At 67.9% G+C, this 24,311-nt stretch carries 18 protein-coding genes; 14 read left to right on the top strand and 4 right to left on the bottom strand.

The features are described from left to right. Positions 1–54: 54 nt before the first annotated feature. The gene (locus ACFVWG_RS40125) at positions 55–489 is read left to right on the top strand and encodes a pyridoxamine 5'-phosphate oxidase family protein (RefSeq protein WP_391548770.1); all 435 of its coding nucleotides are present in this window, start codon (positions 55–57) and stop codon (positions 487–489) included. Positions 490–778: 289 nt separating this feature from the next. Here the strand turns inward: ACFVWG_RS40125 and ACFVWG_RS40120 are convergent, their stop codons facing one another. Then, entirely contained in the window at positions 779–1,354 is a 576-nt protein-coding gene (locus ACFVWG_RS40120) for a winged helix-turn-helix domain-containing protein (RefSeq protein ID WP_391548769.1), read from the bottom strand. Positions 1,355–1,647: 293 nt separating this feature from the next. On the opposite strand from ACFVWG_RS40120, the gene ACFVWG_RS40115 reads away from it, so the two are divergent. Beyond that, positions 1,648–6,054 carry a S8 family serine peptidase gene (locus ACFVWG_RS40115; protein WP_391548768.1) on the top strand — a complete coding sequence of 1,469 codons (4,407 nt, stop codon included), beginning with the start codon at positions 1,648–1,650 and terminating at the stop codon, positions 6,052–6,054. 62 nt (positions 6,055–6,116) lie between these two features. On the opposite strand, the gene ACFVWG_RS40110 is transcribed toward ACFVWG_RS40115, so the two are convergent. After that, complete coding sequence (locus ACFVWG_RS40110; RefSeq protein ID WP_391548767.1) at positions 6,117–6,638, bottom strand: winged helix-turn-helix domain-containing protein; 522 nt, start codon at positions 6,636–6,638, stop codon at positions 6,117–6,119. Between the two features lie 268 nt (positions 6,639–6,906). Between ACFVWG_RS40110 and ACFVWG_RS40105 the strand changes: the two genes are divergently transcribed. From ACFVWG_RS40105 to ACFVWG_RS40075, 7 genes are all read left to right on the top strand, one after another. Continuing rightward, a complete protein-coding gene (locus ACFVWG_RS40105) occupies positions 6,907–7,983 on the top strand; it encodes an OmpA family protein (RefSeq protein WP_391548766.1) in 1,077 nt (358 codons plus the stop codon). A 104-nt stretch (positions 7,984–8,087) separates the two neighbouring features. Beyond that, a complete protein-coding gene (locus ACFVWG_RS40100) occupies positions 8,088–9,017 on the top strand; it encodes a hypothetical protein (protein WP_391548765.1) in 930 nt (309 codons plus the stop codon). A 14-nt stretch (positions 9,018–9,031) separates the two neighbouring features. Further along, positions 9,032–9,241 (top strand): hypothetical protein, encoded by a 210-nt coding sequence (locus tag ACFVWG_RS40095; protein ID WP_391548764.1) that lies wholly within the window; start codon positions 9,032–9,034, stop codon positions 9,239–9,241. Continuing rightward, positions 9,241–9,588, top strand: coding sequence for a type II toxin-antitoxin system HicA family toxin (locus ACFVWG_RS40090; protein ID WP_391548763.1), 348 nt, complete (start codon positions 9,241–9,243; stop codon positions 9,586–9,588). Before ACFVWG_RS40095 ends, ACFVWG_RS40090 begins: the two co-directional genes overlap by 1 nt. Positions 9,589–9,832: 244 nt before the next feature. Beyond that, positions 9,833–11,530, top strand: a complete 1,698-nt coding sequence (gene treS, locus ACFVWG_RS40085) for a maltose alpha-D-glucosyltransferase (protein ID WP_391548806.1) — start codon at positions 9,833–9,835, stop codon at positions 11,528–11,530. After that, positions 11,527–12,948, top strand: a complete 1,422-nt coding sequence (locus ACFVWG_RS40080; protein WP_391548762.1) for an aminoglycoside phosphotransferase — start codon at positions 11,527–11,529, stop codon at positions 12,946–12,948. The genes treS and ACFVWG_RS40080 overlap by 4 nt, the downstream gene beginning before the upstream one ends. A 102-nt stretch (positions 12,949–13,050) precedes the next feature. Further along, positions 13,051–15,966, top strand: a complete 2,916-nt coding sequence (locus ACFVWG_RS40075) for an ATP-binding protein (protein ID WP_391548761.1) — start codon at positions 13,051–13,053, stop codon at positions 15,964–15,966. Here ACFVWG_RS40075 and ACFVWG_RS40070 read toward each other — a convergent pair. Continuing rightward, a complete protein-coding gene (locus ACFVWG_RS40070; protein ID WP_391548760.1) occupies positions 15,875–16,369 on the bottom strand; it encodes a DUF1761 domain-containing protein in 495 nt (164 codons plus the stop codon). The two genes, ACFVWG_RS40075 and ACFVWG_RS40070, sit on opposite strands and share 92 nt — an antisense overlap. A gap of 54 nt (positions 16,370–16,423) precedes the next feature. Here ACFVWG_RS40070 and ACFVWG_RS40065 point away from each other — a divergent pair, with 54 nt between their 5' ends. The 5 genes from ACFVWG_RS40065 (at position 16,424) to ACFVWG_RS40045 (ending at position 22,193) form a co-directional block, all read left to right on the top strand. Further along, complete coding sequence (locus ACFVWG_RS40065) at positions 16,424–17,071, top strand: winged helix-turn-helix transcriptional regulator (RefSeq protein ID WP_391548759.1); 648 nt, start codon at positions 16,424–16,426, stop codon at positions 17,069–17,071. A gap of 61 nt (positions 17,072–17,132) precedes the next feature. Beyond that, a complete protein-coding gene (glgB, locus tag ACFVWG_RS40060; protein WP_391548758.1) occupies positions 17,133–19,367 on the top strand; it encodes a 1,4-alpha-glucan branching protein GlgB in 2,235 nt (744 codons plus the stop codon). A gap of 10 nt (positions 19,368–19,377) precedes the next feature. Beyond that, positions 19,378–20,256, top strand: a complete 879-nt coding sequence (locus tag ACFVWG_RS40055) for a GNAT family N-acetyltransferase (protein WP_391548757.1) — start codon at positions 19,378–19,380, stop codon at positions 20,254–20,256. A gap of 66 nt (positions 20,257–20,322) precedes the next feature. Beyond that, positions 20,323–21,213, top strand: coding sequence for an alpha/beta hydrolase fold domain-containing protein (locus tag ACFVWG_RS40050; protein ID WP_391548756.1), 891 nt, complete (start codon positions 20,323–20,325; stop codon positions 21,211–21,213). Next, positions 21,213–22,193, top strand: coding sequence for a sigma-70 family RNA polymerase sigma factor (locus ACFVWG_RS40045; protein WP_391548755.1), 981 nt, complete (start codon positions 21,213–21,215; stop codon positions 22,191–22,193). Before ACFVWG_RS40050 ends, ACFVWG_RS40045 begins: the two co-directional genes overlap by 1 nt. Here ACFVWG_RS40045 and ACFVWG_RS40040 read toward each other — a convergent pair. Further along, entirely contained in the window at positions 22,159–22,980 is an 822-nt protein-coding gene (locus tag ACFVWG_RS40040; RefSeq protein ID WP_391548754.1) for a phosphotransferase family protein, read from the bottom strand. The two genes, ACFVWG_RS40045 and ACFVWG_RS40040, sit on opposite strands and share 35 nt — an antisense overlap. Positions 22,981–24,311 lie beyond the last annotated feature (1,331 nt).

Here is a 24,311-nt window from a genome sequence, read left to right as displayed (position 1 = left end):
ATCTCCGTGGTGGCCACGGATGCCGGAACTTCGGCCCGCGCCGAAGCTGGGGGTATGACACCCGAAGACACCGCGCGGCGCCTCATCGACGCCAACAACTACCTGACGCTGGCCACCGCAGACCGCGACGGCCATCCCTGGGCCTCCCCCGTCTACTTCACGCCTGACGGGAACGACTTCTACTGGGTCTCCCGGCCGACCAGCCGGCACTCGACCAACATCGCCGAACGCCCTGAGGTCGCGATCGTCATCTTCAACTCCCAGGTGCCCTTCCTGGCAGGCGAAGCCGTCTACCTGACCGCACACGCCGAGCAGGTCGGCGTACCAGAGCTATCCCGGTGCCTGCAGATCTTCCGCAGCAGACGCTCCGAGCTGGCCGCATTCGAACCAGGCGAACTCAAGCTCTACCGAGCACGCGTGATCGACGCCTCCGTCCTCATCAACGACGGCGGCCCCGACATCCGCGTCCCCATCACCCTCTGCCGCTGACGCCGACGCTGACGCCGACGCCGACGCCGACGCCGACGCCGACGCTGACGCTGACGACCAGCCTGGCCGTTCCGGCCGGCACGCCGCGCCATCTCATGGGTTCCCCCATCAGGTTGTGGGTTCTGCACCCGCATGCGAGTCCAGAACCCACCATCTGATGGGTTAACCCATCAGATGGTGGGAGGGGTCAGCCGGCTCGGAGGGAGGTGATGGCGGGAGGGTCAGCCGGCTCGGAGGGAGGTGATGGCGGGAGGGTCAGCCGGCTCGGAGAGAGGTGATGGCGGGAGGGTCAGCCGGCTCGGAGGGAGGTGATGGCGGGGTGCTGGTGATCGGTGAGGCGGAAGCCGGTTCCCCGTACGGCGTCGATGGTGACCGTCGTACCGAGGTCGTCGAGTTTCCGGCGCAGCCGTTTCACCACCGAGTGGACGTCGGCGGTGCCGCGGAGTTCGCGGGTTCCCCAGACGGCCTGGTGGAGAGCGTCGTACGTCCAGACCCGGACGGGCGCCGACATCAGCCGGGCCAGTAGGTCGTGTTCGAGCTCGGTCAGCTGGACCTCCCGGCCACGCCATTGGGCGACCGAGCGGACCCGGTCGATGGTGAGCACCTCGTCCGAGGTGAGGTCGGCGGACTCGGGTTCGGGGGGCTCCGGCTGTTCGGACGGCGGTGGTTGCCGGCCGGGAACCAAGAGCTTGCGCAGTTCGTCGAGACTGGAGACGAGCAGCAGCGGCGCGACGTCGTCGATGAGCTCGGCGAGGCGCACGCGCTGTTCGGGTGAGGCTGCTACTGCGATGAGCAGCGGGAACGGATGGGCGTCGGTCGTGGTCAGATCGACGTCCGCTGGGGCGGGGACACGGGCGGTGACCATCCCGTCACGATGTCAACCTCTGCCTCAGATCGTCAACGGACTGCCAATTTTTGACCAGTTTGCTTCGATTCACGCGACAGCTAGTCACATCTTGCTCACGAAGTGTGCTTGTGACCCGGTTCAGCTGACGCATAGGGTCCTCGACAGGCTCGCCGTGTCACATGCGGCGACCTGGGGGGCACGGAGCGCGTTCGCTCACACCGGTTCACCGCCAGCGAACCGGCTGCACCCTCTGCGCACCACATGACTCGGGGGAGTCAACTCGGGGTCGTCACAGTGAGGGGCTGCGAAGAATGTCAGACAGCAGACGTAGGGGGCTCGCCAGAACTCTGGTCGGCGCCCTGGCGACGGTGGCCGTCGTCGCGACGGGGTTGGGCGCCACTGGCGCCGCCCTGGCCGCGCCGCCCACCAAGCCGACCGGTACGGACCCGGTGAGCAAGATCAAGCCGGATCTGATGACCAAGCTCAACGGCAAGGACGCCAAGGCCGCCACGGACTTCTGGGTGTACTTCGGCCAGAAGGCGGACCTGACCGCCGCCAGCAAGATCACCGACTGGACCGAGCGCGGGACCGCGGTGGCCGAGACGCTGCGCGCGACCGCGACCGCCACCCAGAAGGCCGTCAAGGCCGAGCTCGACGCCAAGGGCGTGCAGTACAAGGCGTTCTGGGCCACCAACGCGATCCGGGTCAATGGTGGATCGTTCGACCTGGCCAAGCAACTGGCCGCGCACACCGAGGTCGCCGGGCTCTACAACCCGATGACGGTCGAGGTGCCGAAGGTCACCGCGGGCACCTCCGAGCACGAGATCAACTCGGTCGAGTGGGGCGTCGCGAACATCAAGGCCGACCAGGTCTGGTCGCAGTTCGGTGACAAGGGCGCCGGCATCACGGTCGCCAGCATCGACACCGGTGTGCAGTTCGACCACCCGGCGCTGGTGAAGCAGTACCGCGGAAACCTCGGCAACGGGACGTTCGACCACAACTACAACTGGTTCGACGCGGCCGGTACGTCGCCGAACCAGCCTGCCGACGGCAACGGTCACGGCACCCACACGATGGGCACGATGGCCGGTGACGACGGCGCCGGGAACCAGATCGGTGTCGCACCGGGCGTCAAGTGGATCGCCGCGAACGGCTGCTGCCCGTCCGACGAGGCCCTGATCGCGTCCGGTCAGTGGATGCTTCAGCCGACCAACCTGGCCGGGGCGAACCCCGACGCCAGCAAGCGGCCGAACGTCATCAACAACTCGTGGGGTTCGACGGCGCCGTCCAACGACCCGTTCATGGAGGACGTCACCCTCGCCTGGACCGCGTCCGGCATCTTCGGTGCGTTCGCCAACGGCAACAGCGGCTCGGCCTGTAACACGTCCGGTTCACCGGGCAGCTCGACGAGCAACTACTCGGCCGGTGCCTACGACGTCAACAACAACATCGCCTCGTTCTCCGGCCGTGGTGCCGGTCAGAACGGCACGATCAAGCCGAACATCTCGGCCCCCGGCGTGAACGTCCGGTCGAGCCTGCCCGGCAACACCTATGGCGCCTTCAACGGTACGTCGATGGCCACGCCGCACCTCGCGGCCGCGGTAGCGCTGCTGTGGTCGGCCTCACCGACGCTGAAGGGTGACGTGGCCGCTACCCGCGCGCTGCTGAACACGACGGCGATCGACACCGCCAGCACCCAGTGCGGTGGCACCACCGAGAACAACAACGTCTTCGGTCAGGGCCGCCTCGACGCACTCGCGCTGGTCACCGCCGCTCCGACCGGTAACACGGGCACCCTGTCCGGCAAGGTCACCGCCGCTACCGGCGGCGCTGCGCTCGCCGGCGCCAGCGTGACGGTCAAGGCGGCGGGTCAGCCCGACAAGGTCCTGACCACCACCAGCACCGGCACCTACTCGAGCGTGCTCCCGGCCGGGTCGTACGACCTGACCGTCGCATCGTTCGGCTACAAGTCGCAGACCGCGACCGTCGTCGTCACCACCGGCCAGACCACCACGAAGGACTTCGCCCTGGCGAGTTCGCCGCAGGTCAGCGTCGGCGGCACCATCTCCGACGGCTCCGGCCACGGCTGGCCGCTGTACGCGAAGGTCAGCGTCGTGGGCGCGGGCGGCGTGTTCGACTACACCACCCCGAGCAACGGCCGGTTCAGCTTCAAGGTTCCGGGCGGCGCGGCGTACAGCCTGAAGGTCGAGTCGCAGATCCCGGGCTACGAGACCACGACCGTCCCGGTGACGGTCGGCACGACCAACGTCACCAAGAACGTGGCCGTCAAGGTCCGGCAGGACTCCTGCCTGACCGCTCCGGGCTACAAGAACGGCTCGGACGGCGTCTACGAGACGTTCGACGCCGCAGCGGCGCCGAGCGGCTGGACCGTGGTCGACAACAAGGCCAACGGCCAGGTCTGGAAGTTCGACGACCCGGGCAAGCGCGGCAACCTCTCCGGCGGTGCCGGTGGCTTCGCGATCATCGACAGCGACAAGTACGGCTCCAGCGGCGCGCAGGACACCTCGCTGGTCAGCCCGGCCGTGGACCTGTCCGCGGTCACCGCTCCGGTGATCCGGTTCAACCAGGACCTCAACTGGCTCGGCGGCGAGAAGGCCGACGTGGACCTGTCGATCGACGGCGGGACCACCTGGGCCAACGTGCTCACGCAGGCGACCGATCTCCGCGGTACCAAGGAGATCGCGATCCCGCAGGCGGCCGGCAAGTCCGCCGTCAAGGTTCGCTTCCACTACTACGACGCCTCGTACGAGTGGTGGTGGCAGGTCGACAACGTCCTGATCGGCAGCCAGGTCATCTGTCAGCCGGTCGGCGGCGGTCTCGTCGTCGGCAACGTCAAGGACGCCAACACCGGCGCTGCCGTCAACGGCGCGGTCGTCACTCGTGACGGCTCCACCGAGTCCGGTACGACGGTCGCCACGCCGGAGGACACCGGTCTGGCCGACGGCTTCTACTGGCTGTACTCCTCGGCCGACGGCGACCAGGGCTTCACCGCCAAGGCCGGCAACTACGTCAGCGCGCAGTCGACCGTCTCGGTCGAGGCGGACTGGGTGACCACGGCCGACTACACGCTGGCCGCCGGTCAGCTCAGTGTCACCCCGGGCGACATCGGTGCGACGCTGCCGATCGGTGGCAAGACCACCAAGAACTTCACCGTCACCAACACCGGCGGTGCGCCGGTCAAGGTGAAGTTCGGTGAGAAGGACGGCGGGTTCGTCCTGCAGAACGCCAACGGCACCAAGACCACCGAGGCGCAGGTGCTGACCGGCACGGGCGCCCCGCTGCAGCGGATCCAGGTCCCGACCTCGTTCGCGCAGACCCTGTCGGGCAAGCCGGTCGACGTTCCGGACACCAACGCTCCGGGTGCCGCACCGTGGACCGGGATCGCCAACTACCCGTCCGCCGTGATGGACAACCGCGTCGTCACGGTCGACGGCACGATCTACTCGATTGCCGGTGGCAACGGGTCGGCGTCGTCCGGGAACAGCTACAAGTACGACACCGCGGCCAAGGCGTGGACTGCCATCGCCCCTCTACCGGGTGCCCGTAACGCCATCACCGTCGGTGCGGTCAACGGCAAGATCATTGCCAGCGCCGGCTGGGGTGCGTCCGGTCCGGACGCGGCGACCTGGTCCTACGACCCGGCTGCCAACGCCTGGACCGCAGTAGCGGCCAACCCGTCCCCGCGTGCGGGTGCCGGTCAGGCCGTCGCCAGCGGCAAGCTGTACGCCGTCGGTGGCTGCACCACCTCGGACTGCCTGCCGATGAGCAACACGGTGGTCAGCTACGACCCGGCCAGCAACACCTGGACGCCGCTCGCGGCGTACCCGAAGGCGGCCGCGTTCATCTCGTGTGGCGCGATCGACGGCAAGGTGTACTGCGCCGGCGGTAACGACGGCACGAACTCGCTGAAGAACGCCTACGTCTACGACCCGGGTGCGAACTCGTGGACCGCGGTGGCCGACGCTCCGGCCGATCACTGGGCCGGTTCGTACGCCGTTGCCGGTGGCAAGCTGCTCGTGGTCGGCGGGGTCCAGGCGGGCGCCGTCACCAACGCCGGCTTCGCCTACGACCCGGCCAGCAACACGTGGGCAGCCTTGCCGAACGCCAACCAGGCCCGGTACCGCGGTGGCGCGGCCTGTGGCTTCTACAAGGTCGGCGGCTCGTCCGGTGGCTTCACCGCCACCCCGGACTCGGAGAACCTGCCGGGTCTGGAGGACTGCTCGGAGTCCGCGGCCGACGTGAGCTGGCTGTCGCTCGACAAGACCGAGGCCGAGCTGGCCCCGGGCGAGTCGGTGACGGTCAAGGTCGCCCTCAAGGCGACGGTCGACCAGCCGGGCACCTACACCGCTGCGGTCACGATCGGTGAGGACACGCCGTACACGGTCAACCCGGTCGACATCAAGCTGACCGTCACGCCGCCGTCGACCTGGGCCAAGATCCAGGGCACGGTGACCGGCGTCAGCAAGACCGGTGCCAGCGCTCCGCTGCCGGGTGCAACCGTCGAGGTGGACTCGTGGGCGCAGTCCTACACGTTCATCACCGACAAGGACGGCAACTACGCGTACTGGCTCGACATCCGCAACAACCCGCTCACCCTGATTGCAGCCAAGGACGGCTACAAGCCGCAGACTCGGAGCACCGAGCTTGTGTCCGGTGAGCCGATCACGGAGGACTTCGCACTGAACGCCCTCAAGTAGCACCGACAACTGAAGAGATAGTCAGGCCCCGGACCGCTGACGGTCCGGGGCCTGACCTTTGTCTAGGTAGTGGGCAGCAGGTGGAAGCCGACGCCGCGGACCGCATGGATGGTGACCGTGGCTTCGAGGTTGACCAGCTTCTGGCGCAGGCGCTTCACCACGGAGTGGATGTGCGAGCCGTGGCCCAGGTGCTCGTTGCCCCAGACCGCATGGTGCAGGCGCTGGTACGTCCAGACCTGACCGGGCTCCTCCACCAGACAGTGCAGGAAGTCGTGCTCCAGCCGGGTCAGTGGTACCTCGCGGTCCTCCCAGCGGACCACGCGGCGCTCCACATCCAGCAGTAGCTCGGGTTCCGTGCGTACTGGCTCTGGCTCTGGCTCTGGCATCGGTACGACGGTTGGCGTCATTACGAGTGGTGTGGCCGGTGACATCGTCTCGGTGAGCTCCAGGAATGCACGGGCCTGTTCGGCACTGGACACCAGCAGCAGCGCATCGGCGTCACCGAGCAGACGAGCCAGCTGCACCCGCTCGGCGGTCGACGTGGCCACACCGATGATCAACGATGAATCCGCTGTCCTCTCCATCGGACCCCTCCCTCTTCACACCCGACGGTGTCAAACGCACGCACCAGTACGGTTTATGACCAGAACTAAGTCAAGGGATTCCCTGCACGCCGGGCTGGCACATATGCGACCTGTCCGAGACAGGACAGTTCTGACCGGATCTGGTCAGCCGACACGCGGTACCGATTTGCCAGACGGGCGTGCATCCCGTGTGCGAGGCGGAGTACTCTCCTCGCGCACGGTCACTTCGGCCCGCACCCGTCGAAGGACCGCTTCTGACGGAGGAAGAGTGTCCCGACTCGCTCGGCGGCCGGTCGTCTGGCTGCTCGCGGCTCTCGCCGTACCTGTGTTGCTGACCGCTGTCATGGTCCCGGTCCGGGCCGACTCGATCGAGAAGGATCTCCAGACGCAGGCAGTCGCCGCGCTGGCGGCCCGCGGGGTCAACGGCGCGACCGTCGTGATGGACGGCCGCGATGCCTCGATCCTGTTGTCCACCGATGCGGACGTCACCCAGATCGAACAGATCGTGCGCCAGGTCGACGGTATCCGTACCGTCTCCTTCGGCAGCGGATCCAGTACGCCGGAGCCGACCGAGGGTCCCGACCAGCAGACGACCCCCGGATTCGAGGTCGGCCGGACCGACAGCTCGATCCGCGTGCAGGCAGTCGTGCGCAGCGAGCTCGCCAAGGACTCGATCAAGTCCGAGGTGGAGAAGGTCCTCGGGCCCGATCGTGAGTACGACCAGCGCGTCACGGTCGATGCCGCGAAGGGCATCGAGGATGTGAGCACACTGTCGGGATTGCTGCACGCGATCGCGATCGGCACCGGGGACGCGTCGGTCCGGTACGACGGGACCACGGTCACGCTGAGTGGCGCCGTACCGGATCAGGCCACGAAGGCGATGGCGGCGCGGGCTGCTGCCACCGCCGTACCGGGTGCGGTGATCGCGAACCAGCTCGAGGTGCCGATCACCAAGCCGGTCGAGAGCGAGGCGTGCCGGACGTTCAAGACCCGGCTGGCCGAGTTCAGCCGGGTGAACAAGATCCACTTCCTGTCCGGGACCGCGATCGTCAACGATGCCTCGAAGCAGGCAGTCACCCGGGCAGCCGCGCTGCTCAAGACCTGCGCAGGAGTGCGGATCGAGGTCGCCGGCCACACCGACAACCTCGGCTCCCCCGCCACCAGCCTGCCGCTGTCCGAACAACGCGCCGCTGTCGTCAAAGCGGACCTGGTCCGCCTCGGTATCCCGACCGACCGCATCACCGCCACCGGCTACGGCCAAGCCTTCCCGATCGCCCCCAACACCACCGCCTCCGGCCGGGTCGCCAACCGCCGGGCCGAGATCAGAGCACTGCAGGAGAACTGAATGACCCATCTCGTCCTCGACACCTGGATCCTGCTCCTGCTCGCCTTCGCGGTCGGCAGCGCGCTCGCCTGGCTCCTGCACCGCACCACCAAGGCGGCCCGCCGATGAGCTGGCTCCTCCGCCACAACTGGCCCTGGCCCCTGCTCGCCTTCCTGCTGGGCGCCGTCATCACCTGGCTCCTCCTCGACCGCCGCACCAAAGCGGCCGCCGAGGAACCCGCCGAGGCCGAGGTCAGAGAAGAAGCCCTAGTTGGCGCCGCCCACGCCGCGGCCTCCACCCACGCACCCCCACGCCCCGAACGCACCACACCCCCTAAACACGCAGCCCCCTCCCCCAACCCCACGGAGCCAGAGGTCACCCCGGAACCCGCGGTTGCCGCGGGTTCCGTAGTTGCGAAGCCGGTCGCCAAGCAGCCGGTCCCTGCTCCGGAGCCGGTTGTTGCGGAGCCAGAGGTTGTTGCCGAGCCGGTCGCTCCTGTTGAGGAGCCCGCCGCGCCCGCGGCCAAGGCCGAGGCCGAGGCTGCTCCGGAGCCCGCGGTGGTAGCGGAGCCGGAGGTTGTTGCCGAGCCGGTGGTCACGCCGGAGCCTGTGGCTGCTGCAGAGCCAGAGGTTGTTGCCGAGCCGGTCACTCCTGTGGAGGAACCCGCCGAGGCCGAGCCCGCGCCCGCCGTACAGCCGGCTGCTGAACCTGAGCAGGCGACGCCGGTGATGGCTGCGGAGCCGGAGTTCTCGCGGTTGATGGATGGTGGTTCGTCCGCCGAGCCGACGCTGTTCGACGACGACACGTCACCCGGCGACGAGGTCCCGGTCGGGCGGTTCGGCCCGGGCTCCGCCGACGCCGTACCGCATCAAGGACCGCCGGACGGGTTCACCATCAAGGGAAACGCGCAGTCGATGCTGTTCCACACCCCGGACTCGCCGTACTACGGCCGCACCAAGGCCGAGGTCTGGTTCCGCACCGAGGCCGACGCCGAACGCTCGGGCTTCACCAAGTACGTCCGCAAACCCCGCAAGTCCGCCCAGCCCGGCAACTGACCAGGAGATCAGCTGTGCAGCGTGAAATCAGCGTCCCGTACACCATCGAGCAGGACGAGGACGGGATCTGGTGCGCCGAGGCGGCGCTCACCCCGAAGTCGTTCGCGAACGGCTCCGGCGCGACGCCGGAGGCGGCTCTCGAGGACCTCAAGGACGCGATCACCATCCTGGCCGAGACCGTTGGAGTGCCGGAGCAACTGGTTGTGACAGTCGAGGTCGACTGATGCCACCGATCAAGGTCCGCGACGCCGAGCGGCTGCTCCGCGCCGCGGGCTACCGGAAGCTCGAGGGGCGCGGCAAAGGCAGTCACATGGTGTATCAGAACGACGCAGGCATCTCGGTGACCGTCCCGAGCCACGGCGAGATCCCGACCGGGACCTGGAGCGCCATCCAGCGGCAGGCCGGACTGAAGGATCAGAAAGGCGCCCGCGACAACGGAGAAGACGCGCAGCGACTGGCGAACGACGGTGTTGTGAAGCCTGGTGGCAAGTCCGGCGCGCAGTCCCCGCAGCCGTCGCCGGGGCGGCACGACCCAGGCAGGACACGTGGTTCGGGGCGCGGGGGGCGGTGAAGACCAGTGGGGCAATGGTTTTACTCTGCGGGATGTTTGCGGGTTGGTTTGCTTGTACTGGCAAAGGGCCGTCAGACTAAGCGCAACGCACTCGCGGAACCGTCACTCGCGCGGCGTCACCACATCACCGGGCTCGATTGATCCTGTGCACTGCTCCTTTTGACCGACCCCGGTTCGGGGTACGGGAAGGTCAGGCGCGGGCGGGTCCCCCACAACACTCCCGATGGAGGTGAGCGTGACCGACATGCTGCCGGAGCAGCACCACGGATTGACGAAGAAGGATCCGCTGTGGTTCAAGCGGGCCGTCTTCTACGAAGTCCTGGTGCGGTCGTTCAAGGATTCGAACGCCGACGGCATCGGCGACCTGCAGGGCCTGACCGAGAAGCTGGACTATCTCGAATGGCTCGGCGTGGACTGCCTTTGGCTGCCACCGTTCTATCCGTCACCGTTGCGCGACGGCGGTTACGACATCTCCGATTACACCGGCGTGATGCCGGAGGTCGGCACGATCCAGGACTTCGCCGCGTTCATGGAAGCGGCGCACTCGCGCGGGATGCGCGTGATCGTCGACTTCGTGATGAACCACACCTCGGACGCGCACCCCTGGTTCCAGGAGTCGCGCAGCAACCCCGAGGGCCCGTACGGCGACTTCTACGTCTGGTCCGACACCGACGAGCCGTACGGCGACGCGCGGATCATCTTCGTGGACAGCGAGCAGTCGAACTGGACCTGGGACCCGGTCCGCGGCCAGTACTTCTGGCACCGGTTCTACTCCAGCCAGCCGGACCTGAACTTCGAGAACCCGGCCGTCGGCGACGCGATGATCGAGGCGCTGAAGTTCTGGCTCGACCTCGGCATCGACGGGTTCCGCCTGGACGCGGTGCCGTACCTGTTCGAGGAGGACGGCACCAACTGCGAGAACCTGCCGCGCACCCACGAGTTCCTCAAGCGGGTCCGCAAAGAGGTCGACGCGAACTACGAGGACCGGATCCTGCTCTGCGAGGCCAACCAGTGGCCGGCCGACGTGGTCGACTACTTCGGTGACCGCGACTCCGGTGGTGACGAGTGCCAGATGGCGTTCCACTTCCCGGTGATGCCGCGCATCTTCATGGGGGTCCGGCGCGAGTCGCGGTTCCCGATCTCGGAGATCCTGGCGCAGACCCCGGCCATCCCGGACACCTGCCAGTGGGGCATCTTCCTGCGCAACCACGACGAGCTGACGCTCGAGATGGTCACCGACGAGGACCGCGACTACATGTGGTCGGAGTACGCGCAGGACCCGCGGATGAAGGCGAACATCGGCATCCGCCGCCGGCTGGCACCGCTGCTGGACAACGACACCAACAAGATGGAGTTGTTCACCGCGATGCTGCTGTCGTTGCCGGGATCACCGATCCTGTACTACGGCGACGAGATCGGCATGGGCGACAACATCTGGCTGGGTGACCGCGACGGCGTCCGGACCCCGATGCAGTGGTCGCCGGACCGGAACGCGTCGTTCTCGACCGCGACCCCGGGCAAGCTCAGCCTGCCGGTCATCATGGACCCGGTCTACGGCTACCAGGCGGTGAACGTCGAGGCCGAGATGGAGAACGCGTCCTCACTGCTGCACTGGACCCGGCGGATGATCCAGACCCGCAAGCAGCACCCGAGTTTCGGCATGGGTACCTTCACGGATCTGGGCGGTTCGAACCCGAGCGTCCTGTCGTACGTGCGGGAGTTCGGCGACGACGTGGTGCTGTGCGTGAACAACCTGTCGCGCTTCCCGCAGCCGATCGAGCTCGACCTGCGGCAGTGGCAAGGTGTCGAGCCGGTGGAGCTGCTCGGCGGGGTGCACTTCCCGGCGATCGGTGAGCTGCCCTACCTTTTGACGCTCGGCGCGCACGGTTTCTACTGGTTCCGGCTGCCCAAGCCGGCCGACCACGAGGAGAGCATTTCGTGACTTCCCATCTGGACCAGGTCCAGTCCTTCTGTGCGGGCCAGCGATGGTTCGGGGAGAAGGGACACGACGTCGTCGTCGACGCGATGGCCACCTCGGTGTGGCTGTCCGACGACGGCGTGTGGCCTGCGGTCCGGATCGGGTTCGTCTACTGTTCGGGTCCCCCCGGGTCGGATATCCCGATCCGGGTGTACCAGTTGCCGCTCAGCTACCACCAGGCCCCGGTCGAGAACCTCGGCCATGCCCTGGTCGGTGACTGGGAGGAGCAGGATCTCGACGACACCCGCGTGTGGGTGTACGACGCCTTGCACGACAAGGAAGCCACGCCGTACTGGCTGGACGGCCTCACCAACGGCCGCCGGCTGGACGGACTGGAGTTCCACCCGGTGCACGCACCGGAAGGCGCGACGGAGGTGCCGGAGGACGCCCAGTCCCTGGTGCTGACGGTCGAGCAGTCCAACACCTCCTTGGTGTACGGCGATGTCGCGCTACTGAAGGTGTTCCGCCGGCTCGAGCCCGGGAGCAATCCCGGCGTCGAGATCGAGTCGGCGCTCACCGAGTCCGGGTCCGAGCTGGTCCCGGAGGTGCTGGGGTCGGCGCGTGGCAGCTGGCCGCGGGCCGGCGGCGGCACCGACAGCGGTGAACTCGCGATGATGACGGCCTTCCAGAAGAACGCCACCGACGGCTGGTCGTTCGCGACCTCGTCGGTGCGCGATCTGTACGCCGAGGCCGACCTGCACGCCGCCGAGGTCGGTGGCGACTTCGCCGGCGAATCGCATCGGCTCGGCGCCAGCACCGCCCAGGTGCACGCGGAGTTGGCGAAGGCGCTCGGCACCGACATCTGGGAGCAGTCCAAGCTCGTCGAGCATGCGACCTCGATGCACCGGCGGCTCGCTGCGGCTGTGGCCGCGGTACCCGAGCTCGCGCCGTACGCCGAAGGTCTGGGCCGTGCGTTCGACAACCTGGCCGCGGCCGACCAGCCGGTGCGGGTGCAGCGCATCCACGGCGACTTCCACCTCGGTCAGGTGCTGCGCACGATCGAGGGCTGGAAGCTGATCGACTTCGAGGGTGAGCCGGCCAAGTCGCTCGTCGAGCGGCGGGCGCTGGACACGGCGGTGAAGGACATCGCGGGGATGCTGCGGTCGTTCGACTACGCGGCGCGGTCGCTGCTGCTGACCGATCACGAAGGTGATCAGCAGATCGCCTACCGTGCGTCGGAGTGGGCGAGCCGGAACCAGCAGGCGTTCTGCGACGGCTACGCGGAGGTTGCGGAGAGCGATCCGCGCGAGCACTCCGCGCTGCTGGATGCGTTCCTGGCCGACAAGCTGATCTACGAAGTGCTGTACGAAGCACGCAATCGCCCCACCTGGTTGCGCATCCCGCTGGCCGCCGCGGCACAGCTCGCCGGGGTCGAGGAGTAGAACCTTAAAACTGGTCCAAGTACCCCAAATCTCAGCCAAGTAATCCTCAGTGCGGTGAGAATTACAGAGCGTGGGGACGCGGTCGCTGTAATACTTGCGGGTATGCCCCCCGCTCCGCCGCTAGAGGTGCTCGTGCTCGGGCCTCTGGCCGTCCGGCTCGGGGGCAGGGCCGTGGCTGTGGACCGGCCGCTGGAGCGGGCGTTGCTGGTGCGGCTGGCCTTGGCCGGTGGCATGTCGGTCCCCGATCATCGACTGGCCGCGGACCTTTGGGGTGACGTCGATCTGGCGCGTCCGACCGAGCGGCTGCGCGTTCTCGCTTCCCGGCTCCGGGCCGCGATCGACTCCCCCGATTCGCTGACGCGCGTCAACGGCGGCTACGCGTTGGCCGCCGATCTGAGTGACTTGACCGAGGCCCGTGCGGCCGCCGAGCGGATGCACGTCGCCGTACGGGCTGGTGATCGTCTGGGCGTCAAGAAGGCCGCCCAGGAGGCGCTCGAGCTGTGGCGTGGCCCGTCGCTCGCCGACCTGCGCACCATCCCGTACGCCGTTGCCGAGGGCGAGCAACTGGATGCGTGGAAGCTGACGCTGCAGGTGGAGTTGCTCGATGCGGAGTTGTCACTCGGTCATGCGGCCGAGGCCGCGCGCGAGCTGGAGGCGCTCGCCGCCGAGAACCCTTTGCACGAACGGCTGTGGTGTCTGCTGGCGCTCGCGCTCTACCGGACCGGCCGCCAGGCGGATGCCCTCAGCAGGCTGGCGAAGCTGCGCAACCGGCTGGCCGATGAGCTCGGCGTGGACCCGGCGCCGGACACCGCGGCGATGGAGCTGCGGCTGCTCCGGCAGGATCCGACCTTGTTGCCGACGGCATCCGAATCACCCGCACCGAGCCCGGCGACCCGCGGTACGGCGGCTCCCGCCGGTGACGTGGCCGACCTACCGTCACCGCTGACGAGCTTTGTCGGCAGGCAGGCCGAGTTGGCCTGGCTGACCGAGCGGCTCAGTCGGCCTGGCGTAGTCACGCTGACCGGCGGTCCGGGCAGTGGCAAGTCCCGGTTGTCGTTCGAGGCGGCCCGGTCCGTGACCGATCGCCCGGTCCGGCTGGTCGAACTGGCGCCGCTGACCCGCGAAACCGCCGTACTGGAAGCGATTGCGGGAGAAGACGCCAGCGGCAACGATCCGGTCGGCGCGGCCGCAGCCTCGCTCGACGGTTCGGTGCTGGTGATCGACAATGCCGAGCATGTGGTCGAGCAGGTCGCCGACATCGTGGCCGCGCTGGTACGACGCGCGCCCGGCCTGACCGTCCTGGTGACGTCGCAGCGACCGCTCCAACTGGAGGCCGAAGAGGTCCGACCGATGCGACCACTGGACGCACTCGCGGCGGCCCAGCTGTTCACCGAGCGTTGCGCGATCGATGCCCAAGGCGCCGATCCCGAACAGGTCGCCGCAATCTGTACGGCGGTCGACCGGTACCCGCTCGGGATCGAGCTGGCCGCTGGTCTCACCCGCACGCTGACCGTCCCGCAGCTGGCGAAACGGCTCACCGACCGGATGCGGCTACTTGTCTCGGGAGGTCGGGATTCGCAAGCCCGTCACACCAGTCTGGTCGCGGCACTGGACTGGAGTCACCAACTGCTCGGCGATGCGGAGCGCGCCGTACTGCGCCGGGTGGCGGTCTTCGCTGGTGGCTTCACACTCGAGGCCGCGGAGCAGGTCGCGCTCGATCCGCGTGACGTCGCGCCGGCGCTCACCGAGTTGGCGGACCGGAGTCTGCTGACGGTCGAGGCCGTCAACGGGCGTCGCTTCCGTTTGCTGGAGACAGTGCGCGACTACGCGCTGACCAAGCTCGAAGAAGCCGGCGAGACCAAGAGCGTGCGGAGTGCCGAGCTGGAGTGGGCACTGGGCTACATACAGACCGCCGGCCACAACAGTGACGACTTCGCGAACGCCGATGCGCTCAACGAGGTCTTCGCCGAGTGGCCGAATCTGCTCGACGTACTCGATCGAGCGGCCGGCACGGAGCTCGCGGCGAGTGGCCTGCGACTCGCCCTCGCGATGCACACCCCGTGGCTGATCCGCGGCTGGTTCGCTGAGGCCGCTCGGCATTACGACGCGTTGACGGATGCACCCGGCGCGACGACGTCCGAGCAGCTGACCGCGTTGTGCAACCACGGTTTCGTGCTGACGATGCGTGGCCGGTTCGACCAGGCCGCGGAGTTGCTGACCGAGGCCGAGCGGCTCGCACCGCTCCAGGACGACGAGACGCTGACACTGACCGCGCTGTACTACCGCAGCATCGTCGAGATCGAGCGCGGCCGACTCCTGGACGCCTTCACCCCACTCCTGACCGGCCAGGCGCTGGCCCGGTCCTCGTCGGAGCACGAGCGTCGCCTGTCGGCGTTCACCGATGCCCTCGGCACGTTGTATGTGTACGCCGGTCAGTCCGAGCGCGCTCTCGAATGCTACGAATCCTGCATCGGCGCCGACCGTGAGTACGGCGACGAGCACGGGTTGTCGCGCGGCCTGAGCAATCTCGCCGGTGCCTTGGTCGGCCTCAACCGCTGGGACGAAGCCCTCAAAGCAGCCAACGAGTCCGACCACTACGCCCGCCGTTTGGACGACCGCCAGATCCTCCCGCTGAACGACGTCATCCGCGGCCTGGCCGCCGTCGCCCGCGACGACCTGGACGAAGCCGAGAAACATCTCCGCTCCGCCGTCGAATACGCCCTCGCCGACGACAGCGGCGTCAGCCACGCCTACATCGACCTGGCCGACGTCCTCGTCCGCCAAGGCGAACTCGACGAAGCAGCAGCCCTCCTCGACGCCGTCTTCGCCGAAGCCCCCGCTCAGAGCACCTCCTGGCTCGCAGCCCGCGCCGTAGCCGCCGCCCTGGCCCTCGCCCAAGGCGATCGCCCCCGCGCCACCAGCCTCGTCAACGACACCACCGTCGCCTACACCCGCACCGGCTTCGGCTGGCCCCGCTACGCCACCCGCCTCGCCGAAGTCCGCGAGGCATTGCGCTAAGCAGCCCGATCACCAGCGACATGGCGAGAAACAGCACCAACTGATAGCTGCTGTTGATGAGGGTCAGCTTCGGCGGTTTCAGCTCGAACGCGTTGTGCTGAAGCAGTGTGCTCGCCGAGAACGCCAACCACGCCACGACGCCGACCAGCAACGCCAGCCACACCCCATCATCACCAGTCGCCTTTGACGTCGTACCGACTGCAGCCGCCAGCCCGACCGCCGTCACGCCGTTCGCGACGAGCAGCTGAACCAGGTTCCGCGGACTGGCCTGCTTCGACTGCTCCGGCGTGATCCCGGTCAACCTCCACCAGACAAGCCCGAAGCCGCGCTTGCTGTACCAAGCCATCGCCACCGCCATGCCCGCGACCAGCGCGAGCACAGCACCAAGCCAGTCGATCTCCACGGCATCGCTCCTTGAGATTGCCCACCTAGCAGATGGTTGATAAAATCAATCTCGATGGACAAAGTCAAGCGTGCCCCCAGTCGCTCCTACGGACAGTTCTGCGGACTTGCCCGCGCCCTGGACGTGATCGGCGACCGCTGGAATCTCCTGATCGTGCGCGATCTGCTGTGCGGACCGATGCGCTACAACGAACTGAAGGCCTCCCTCGCCGGCATCGCGACCAACCTCTTGGCGGAACGACTACGAGTCCTGGCAGAGAACGGGATCGTCGAGCGGCAACTCGCCGGGACGGGCGTCCACTACGCGCTCACCCCGAGGGGCGCGGAACTGCGCGAGCCGATGGAAGCGCTAGGCAGATGGGGCGCACCGCTGTTGGCGACAGGACGCAACGGCGACGCGTTCCAGCCGCGCTGGCTTGCGCAGGCGTTGCCGGCACTGCTGCGCGATGCGACGGCGGATCCCGCACTGGAGTTCGGCTTCGAGATCGACGGCGCCCTCATCGTCGTACACATCGGCAAGAAGCACGCACAGGCAGATCTCGAGCCCAGCCACCGCCCCGACACCGTCCTGACCGCCACACCGGACACCGTTGTGGGCCTTGCCACCGGAGCACTCACAGTCGACCAAGCCCTCTCCGCAGGACACCTTGAAGGCGACCCCCAGATCCTCCACACGGCTTTTCCGCCACGAGCAATTGTGTAGCTCGCGACTTGTCGGGTACGGGGTGCAGTGAATGCGGTTTCGATCGGGCAGGATGGGGTGCATGGGATCGAGTGAGAGCGAAGCCATGGAGCAGCCGGTGGTGGCGGCCGAGGAGCCTGTGGTGACAGCAGTTCCGGTGGACCGGACCGTTTTGGAGCGGGTGGTCGGTGGGACGTTCCACGACCCGCATCAGGTGCTCGGGCCGCATGTCGGCGAGCACGGGGTCACGGTGCGGGTGCTGCGTCCGTTCGCGAGCTCGGTCGTCGTCCTGTACGACGGGAAACGGCTGCCGCTGCGACACGAGTTCGACGGCATCTGGGTCGGCGTACTGAGCATCGACAAGGTGCCGGACTACCGGCTCGAGGTCAGCTACACCGATGGTCCCGCGGTCGAGGTCGACGATCCGTACCGCTATCTGCCGTCGCTCGGCGAGGTCGACCTGCACCTGATCGGCGAGGGCCGGCACGAGCAGCTGTGGACCGTGCTCGGTGCGCACGTCCGCCGGTACGACGGTCCGACGGGTGCTGTCACCGGGACGTCGTTCGCGGTGTGGGCGCCGAATGCGCAAGGCATCCGGCTGACCGCCGACTTCAACTTCTGGGACGGCCGCGCGCATCCGTTGCGCTCGCTGGGTGGGTCCGGGGTGTGGGAGATCTTCGTGCCGGGCATCGGCCCGGGCACGCGGTACAAGTTCGACATCTGCGGCCGGGACGGCGTCTGGCGGCAGAAGGCCGACCCGATGGCGAACCTCGCCGAGGTGCCGCCGGCCAACGCCTCGGTCGTGCACGAGTCGTCGTACGAGTGGGCGGACGCGGCCTGGCTCGAGAAGCGCGCCGCGACCCACCACCATGCCGCGCCGATGAGCGTCTACGAGGTGCACCTCGGATCGTGGCGCAAGGGCAAGACCTACCGCGACCTGGCCGACGAACTCGTTGCCTACGTCAACGACATGGGCTTCACCCACGTCGAGTTCATGCCGGTGATGGAACACCCGTTCGGCGGTTCCTGGGGCTACCAGGTCACGTCGTACTTCGCGCCGACCTCGCGGTTCGGCGATCCCGACGACTTCCGGTTCCTGGTCGACAAGCTGCACCAGGCCGGCATCGGCGTACTGGTGGACTGGGTTCCGGCGCACTTCCCGAAGGATGCGTGGGCGCTGGCCCGCTTCGACGGGACCCCGCTCTACGAGCACCCGGATCCGCGGCGTGGCGAGCAGCCCGACTGGGGCACGCTGGTCTTCGACTTCGGCCGTCCGCAGGTGCGCAACTTCCTGGTCGCGAACGCGATCTACTGGGCCGAGGAGTACCACATCGACGGCCTGCGCGTGGACGCGGTCGCCTCGATGCTCTACCTGGACTACTCGCGCCAGGAGGGCCAGTGGGTCCCCAACCAGTACGGCGGCCGCGAGAACCTCGAGGCCGTGTCGTTCCTTCAGGAGATGAACGCGACGCTCTACAAGCGCGTGCCCGGCGTGATCACGGTCGCCGAGGAGTCGACGTCGTGGCCCGGCGTCACCCGCGACACCCACCTCGGTGGGCTCGGCTTCGGCTTCAAGTGGAACATGGGCTGGATGAACGACTCGCTCCGCTATCTGGAGCACGAGCCGGTGCATCGTCAGTACCACCACCACGAGCTGACGTTCTCGATGATGTACGCCTACTCGGAGAACTTCGTCCTCCCGCTGTCGCACGACGAGGTCGTGCACGGCAAGGGCTCGCTGCTGCGCAAGATGCCGGGCGACCGCTGGCAGCAGCTGGCGAACCTGCGTGCGTACCTCGCGATGATGTGGGCGCACCCGGGCAAGCAGTTGCTGTTCATGGGCTGCGAGTTCGGCCAGGAGTCGGAGTGGTCCGAGAAGGGCGAGCTCGATTGGTGGCTGCTGGACCACGAGAACCACCGCGGTCTGCAGCAGCTCGTCCGCGACCTGAACGGCGTCTACCGCGACACCGCGGCGCTGTGGGGTACCGACCACGCGCCGGAGAAGTTCAGCTGGATCGACGCCAACGACGCCGGAAACAACGTGTTCTCGTTCGTCCGCTTCGGCGCCGAGGGCGAGCCGACGGTCGCCTGCATCGCGAACTTCTCCGCGCTTCCGCACCACGGCTACCAGCTCGGCCTGCCGTTCGCCGGGACCTGGTCCGAGGTGATCAACACCGACGCCGGCAACTACGGCGGTTCCGGGGTCGGCAACTTCGGTGCGGTCCAGGCCGACGGGCCGGAGTGGCACGGGATGGCGACCAGCACCGAGCTGTCCGTTCCGCCCCTCGCCACCGTGTACTTGCGGTACGACGGGTAGCGTTCGTGGAGTGACCGCCGTACAGCCGCTGACCGATGGTGACCTGACGCTGACTCTGTCTGCACAAGACCAGCAGGTGATCACCTTCGACGTCGAGAACGGAAGCCCGCTCGGCACAGTGGAGGTACGGCGGACAACGCCCGGTGCCGGCTTGATCGTGTGGGCGCTGGAGGGCGGCATCGGGGTCGCGATTCCGAGCGTCCGTCTCGTGTCGGAGTACGCCTTCGCTGAGCTCGGCTTCGATCGCCTGCAGATCGAGGCCGACCCATCGCTGCCCCCTTCGATGCGAGTCGCGATCCGCGCCGGTTTCCGCCGCGAAGGTCTCCTGCGCGGCGCGGCCCTCGTCGACGGCGAGCGCCGCGACGTCATCGTCTACGGCATGCGCAGCGACGACCCGCGCCCCGACTCGGTCCTCGGCTGGACCACCCTGATGGACTCGACGCTGCCGAAGAAGCGCGTGATCGCACACGTCGTCGTCCGGGACACCACCGACCGCGTCCTGCTCTGCCAGGTCAGCTACAAACAGGACCTCGAACTCCCCGGCGGCGTCGTCGAACCCGACGAAGACCCCGCCACCGGCGCCGCCCGCGAAATGGAGGAGGAGCTCGGCACTGCCCTCCCCCTCCTCGGCGTCCTCGCCATCGACTGGCTCCCCCGCTGGGAAGGCTGGGGCGACGCCATCGAGATCCTGTACGACGGCGGCGTCCACGACCCGTCGCTCCTCGAGACCCTGCACCCCGACGGCCACGAGATCCTCGCCCTCTCCTGGCACTCCCCCGACGCCCTGGCCGGCCTCGTCTCCCCCCTCAACGCCCGCCGCCTCCCCTTGGTGCTGAGCGCCACCGACCAGCTCCACAACCTGAGCAACGGTTCGCCGATCCAGCCCTGACCGATTCCTTTTCGCGGGTCCGCCGGTCTTTACCGGTGACGAACCCCATCGAGAAGGGACCTGAGCATGGCGAGCAAGGAGTCCGAAGCGGTCAAGCAGCACTGGGCCAAGGCTCGGGAGGCTGCCCCGGAGACGGACCGGGAGCTGGGTGATCACCGTTGGGCCGAGCTGACCACCGAGCCTTCGGATGTGGACTATCTGACCGTGGACGGCCGTCCGGCGTTGTGGATCGTGCCGAAAGGCGCGGCCCAGGACCGAGTACTGCTGTGCATGCACGGTGGCGGCTTCATCACCGGATCCCGCTATTCGCACCGCAAGCTGTTCGCGCATCTGGCGAAGGCGGTCGGCGTACGAGCGCTGGTCTTCGACTATCCCCTCGTCCCGGAACAGCTCCATCCGGCGCAGGTGGACGACGCGACCGCGACGTACCGCTGGCTTCTCGATCAGGGCATCGAACCGACCCACATCGCGTTCGCCGGGGACTCGGTCGGCGGTGCACTCACCATCACGACCCAGTTGCGCGCGAGGTCGCTGGGACTGCCACTGCCGGCCGCCGCACTCCCGATCTCGCCCGCGGTCGACCTCGAGGCGACAGGAGCGTCGTACGACGGCAATCGCGATCGTGACGCGTTCTTCCACCGCGACCTGGTCCTCGGCCTGGTCGCGATGCACCTCGGGCCGAACGGCTCGCCGCGGGACCCATTCGCGAACCCCCTGTACGGCGATCTGACCGGCCTCGGCCCGATCTACATCCAGGTCGGTGGGGACGAGGTGCTGCTGGACGATGCCGGACTGCTGGCAGCTGCCGCGGAGAAGGCCGGGGTCGAGGTACGGGTCGACGTGTTCCCGCAGATGCAGCACACCTTCCAGATGGCGGCCGGCCGGGCGCCGGAGGCCGATGACGCGATCCAGCGGATGGCAAGCTGGGTGCGGCCACTGCTGGGGCTGGTGAGCTGATGACTCTCGAAGGAGCTGTGATGACGGGCGAGGCCGAGTTCACTCGCCGTACCGAGCCGTTCCGGAAGGAGTTGCTCGCGCACTGCTACCGCATGCTCGCCTCGGTACACGAGGCCGAGGACGTCGTACAGGAGACCTACCTGCGAGCGTGGCGTTCGTACTCGGCTTTCGAGGGACGCTCGTCGCTTCGGGTCTGGCTGTACCGGATCGCCACCAACGCGTGCTTCACCGCGCTCGATCAGCGCGGCCGGCGGGCACTGCCGTCGGGGCTCGGCGCCCCGGCGACCGACCTGTCGCCGGGCGCACCGGCCGAGCCCGGCACCTTGTTCGTGGAGCCGATCGCGGACTCGCTGGTTGTCGGAGAATCGGCCGATCCGGCAACGATCGTGGCCACGCGCGAAAGTCTTCGGCTGGCGTTGATCGCCGCCCTGCAGTACCTGCCGGCCAAACAGCGCGCCGTTCTGATCCTGCGGGAGGTGCTCGGGTTCCCGGCGGCCGAGGTCGCGACGATGCTCGGTACGTCGGTCGCCGCAGTGAAGAGCACGCTGCAACGAGCCCGTGCCCGGCTGGATGACACCTCGCTGTCCGTCAGCGAGGTTCCTGCGCCCACCGATCCTCAGGCCCAGGCCCTGCTGACCGACTACATCACCGGCTTCGAGAACGCCGACACCGCCGCCCTCGAACGGGCTCTGCGAGCCGACGCCGCCATCGAAATGGTCGGCAGCCCCACCTGGTTCAGCGGGCGCGAACTCTGCATGCAAGTTCTCAATGACGCGGTCGGATCTCCCGGCGACTGGCGAATGATCCCGATCATCGCCAACGGCCAGCCCGCAGTCGCCAGCTACGGCCGGACCACAGCCGGTCTGATGGCCTTCGGCGTCGCCGTCCTCACGCCCACGTCTACCGGCATCACGCACATCCACGTCTTCAGCGACCCCAGCCTGGTCACCCTGTTCGGCCTCCCACCGACAGCCGATTGAGATCGGCGACGCACCACGCGTAGTGGCCGTCGCCCGCGTTCTCGTCGTACACGGTCGCGGTGATGATCGCGTAGGCCTGGCGGTAGAGGTGCATGCGGTCACGGTCGTGGCCGAGTGCCTCGAAGCGGTCGAGTAGTTCGGTATCGCGGTGGCGGGCGTCCGCGCCGTACATGTCGTAGAAGCCGGCGGCTAGGGCCGCGTCGAAGGTGTTGTCGCCGGCGGTGGAGCAGAAGCCCCAGTCGAGGAGGGCTACGGGGCGGGGCCCGTCCATCAGGAGGTTCGGCGGGCAGATGTCGCCGTGGACGATGCTCAGGTGATCCAGCTCGATGGATGCGAGGCGGCGGGTCACATCGTCAAGCACAGCTGGGAAGTTGGTGACGTCGCGCTCTAAATGCCGGTACGACGCTTGTGCCCGCCGCCGTACCAGGGCGGCGAGCGACTCACCCCAGGAGCCTTGCCAGAACGGCTGGTTCAGCACGGGAAGCGCTTTGCTCGCTGGGCCCGCCGTGGTCGTACCCAGCGCCTGGACCACCGTCACGAACACCTCGGGATCACTCCGGTCGAACGGCGTACCGGTGAGCCTGTCTTCATCAGTGACCGCCAGTCCGTTGTCCCCGGCATCGATCGACCGAATGCGCGGCGTACGGAACGGGAGCGGCGGTATCTCGTCCAGGAACGCCTGCAACGGACGGATGTCATCGGGGCGCCGATCGACCCAGACCTTCCGGACCAGCCCGTCCCCCAGGTCGTAGACGGCGCCTTCCATGCCTTGGCCGATCAGTTCCATAGGTGTGCACTCTGCCTCAGCGGACGATGGGGGTCGAGGCAATAACGCGGACCGCACTCACCAACCTGCGCGGTGCCTGACGCGGTACGTCTTCTCTCCTCCGTCTCGCTCATCTGCGGCCGGTCCGGTACGGCGGGGATGGTTGCTCGCCATTCCGTCTGCGGCCGGGGAGGTGGGTTTGTGGTTGCTCGCCGCTGCGGCCGATTTACAGTGACGGGTGGCTGGCGCCCGGCGCGTGGCTGAGGGGGATGGACCCGTCAGCGACCACAGTTCCCGTCGCCTGAGCTTCCGGGCTTCGGTTGCCGCCGGTAACAACGAGGCCTGAAAAGTGACCCACCGTGGCGAACGCTCCCGCACAGGCCCTCGCCCCCCTCCGCATCTCATGGGTTCCCCCACCAGCTTGTGGGTTCTGCACCCCCATGCGAGTCCAAAACCCACAACCTCATGGGGTAACCCATCAAATGGCGAGGCCCCGGGGGCGCTGGGGGTACTGCCGCGCCTGGCAACCCCCGCTAATTGGTGGATTTTCGTCACCGGGTCCCTAAAACTCACCAGCTAACGCGACCCACCCAGAGCTCCGGACCCCCCGGCTCTCTAATTGGTGGATTTTCGTCACCGGGTCCCTAAAACTCACCAGCTAACGCGACCCACCCAGCGCTCCGGACCCCCGGCTCGCTAATTGGTGGATTTTCGTCACCGAGTCCCCAAAACTCACCAATTAACGCGGCCAACCCGCGCTTAGGGTCCGCCGGCTCGTTACCGGTGACTTTTTCGGCGCATGGACCCGAAAAGTTCACGGATAACGCGGAACATGCCCACTGTCGGTCGCCCCGTTCGCCGGGTGGAACGTTTTGTCCACATGGCGACCAGGACCGTCTCCTCGGCGCCGATCTTGGACCCCAGCCACAACCCGGAAGCTCAAACAACGGGAACGCGGTCGCCGACCGCACCATCCCCCTCAGCCAGGCACCGGCCCCAGGCACCCGTCACTGTAAATCGGCCGCAGCGGCGAGCAACCACCAACCCACGCCCCCGGCCGCAGACGGAATGGCGAGCAACCACCCCCGCCGTACCGGCCAGCGCCTCCCGACCCGCGCGACCCCCTAACCGCATTTGAACGGATATCCCTTCAAATGGCCCCTTCTCCCCTCGAATTTTCAGGGGAGAAGGGTCAACTTCAGGGGTTATCCGTTCAAATTCCCGGAGGCGGCGGCTGAGGAGGCGGCGGCGGAGACGGGAGGCGGCAGGCGGAGACTGGAGGCGGCAGGCGGAGACTGGAGGCGGCAGGCGGAGACTGGAGGCGGCGGCGCGCAGCCGACGCCGTACCGGAC

The organism is Kribbella sp. NPDC058245, assembly GCF_042882005.1.
GTDB lineage: Bacteria > Actinomycetota > Actinomycetes > Propionibacteriales > Kribbellaceae > Kribbella.
The sequence above is the reverse complement of the archived record's forward strand: the minus strand, read 5'-3'. Positions and strand labels throughout refer to the sequence as shown.

Coding starts and splice junctions, on each gene's coding strand:
- ACFVWG_RS40125 (WP_391548770.1), top strand. CDS start 55: ATGACACCCGAAGACACCGCGCGGCGCCTCATCGACGCCAACAACTAC.
- ACFVWG_RS40120 (WP_391548769.1), bottom strand. CDS start 1,354: ATGGTCACCGCCCGTGTCCCCGCCCCAGCGGACGTCGATCTGACCACG.
- ACFVWG_RS40075 (WP_391548761.1), top strand. CDS start 13,051: ATGCCCCCCGCTCCGCCGCTAGAGGTGCTCGTGCTCGGGCCTCTGGCC.
- ACFVWG_RS40090 (WP_391548763.1), top strand. CDS start 9,241: ATGCCACCGATCAAGGTCCGCGACGCCGAGCGGCTGCTCCGCGCCGCG.
- ACFVWG_RS40110 (WP_391548767.1), bottom strand. CDS start 6,638: ATGGAGAGGACAGCGGATTCATCGTTGATCATCGGTGTGGCCACGTCG.
- ACFVWG_RS40040 (WP_391548754.1), bottom strand. CDS start 22,980: ATGGAACTGATCGGCCAAGGCATGGAAGGCGCCGTCTACGACCTGGGG.
- treS (WP_391548806.1), top strand. CDS start 9,833: ATGCTGCCGGAGCAGCACCACGGATTGACGAAGAAGGATCCGCTGTGG.
- ACFVWG_RS40045 (WP_391548755.1), top strand. CDS start 21,213: ATGACTCTCGAAGGAGCTGTGATGACGGGCGAGGCCGAGTTCACTCGC.
- glgB (WP_391548758.1), top strand. CDS start 17,133: ATGGGATCGAGTGAGAGCGAAGCCATGGAGCAGCCGGTGGTGGCGGCC.
- ACFVWG_RS40115 (WP_391548768.1), top strand. CDS start 1,648: ATGTCAGACAGCAGACGTAGGGGGCTCGCCAGAACTCTGGTCGGCGCC.
- ACFVWG_RS40050 (WP_391548756.1), top strand. CDS start 20,323: ATGGCGAGCAAGGAGTCCGAAGCGGTCAAGCAGCACTGGGCCAAGGCT.
- ACFVWG_RS40065 (WP_391548759.1), top strand. CDS start 16,424: ATGGACAAAGTCAAGCGTGCCCCCAGTCGCTCCTACGGACAGTTCTGC.
- ACFVWG_RS40100 (WP_391548765.1), top strand. CDS start 8,088: ATGAGCTGGCTCCTCCGCCACAACTGGCCCTGGCCCCTGCTCGCCTTC.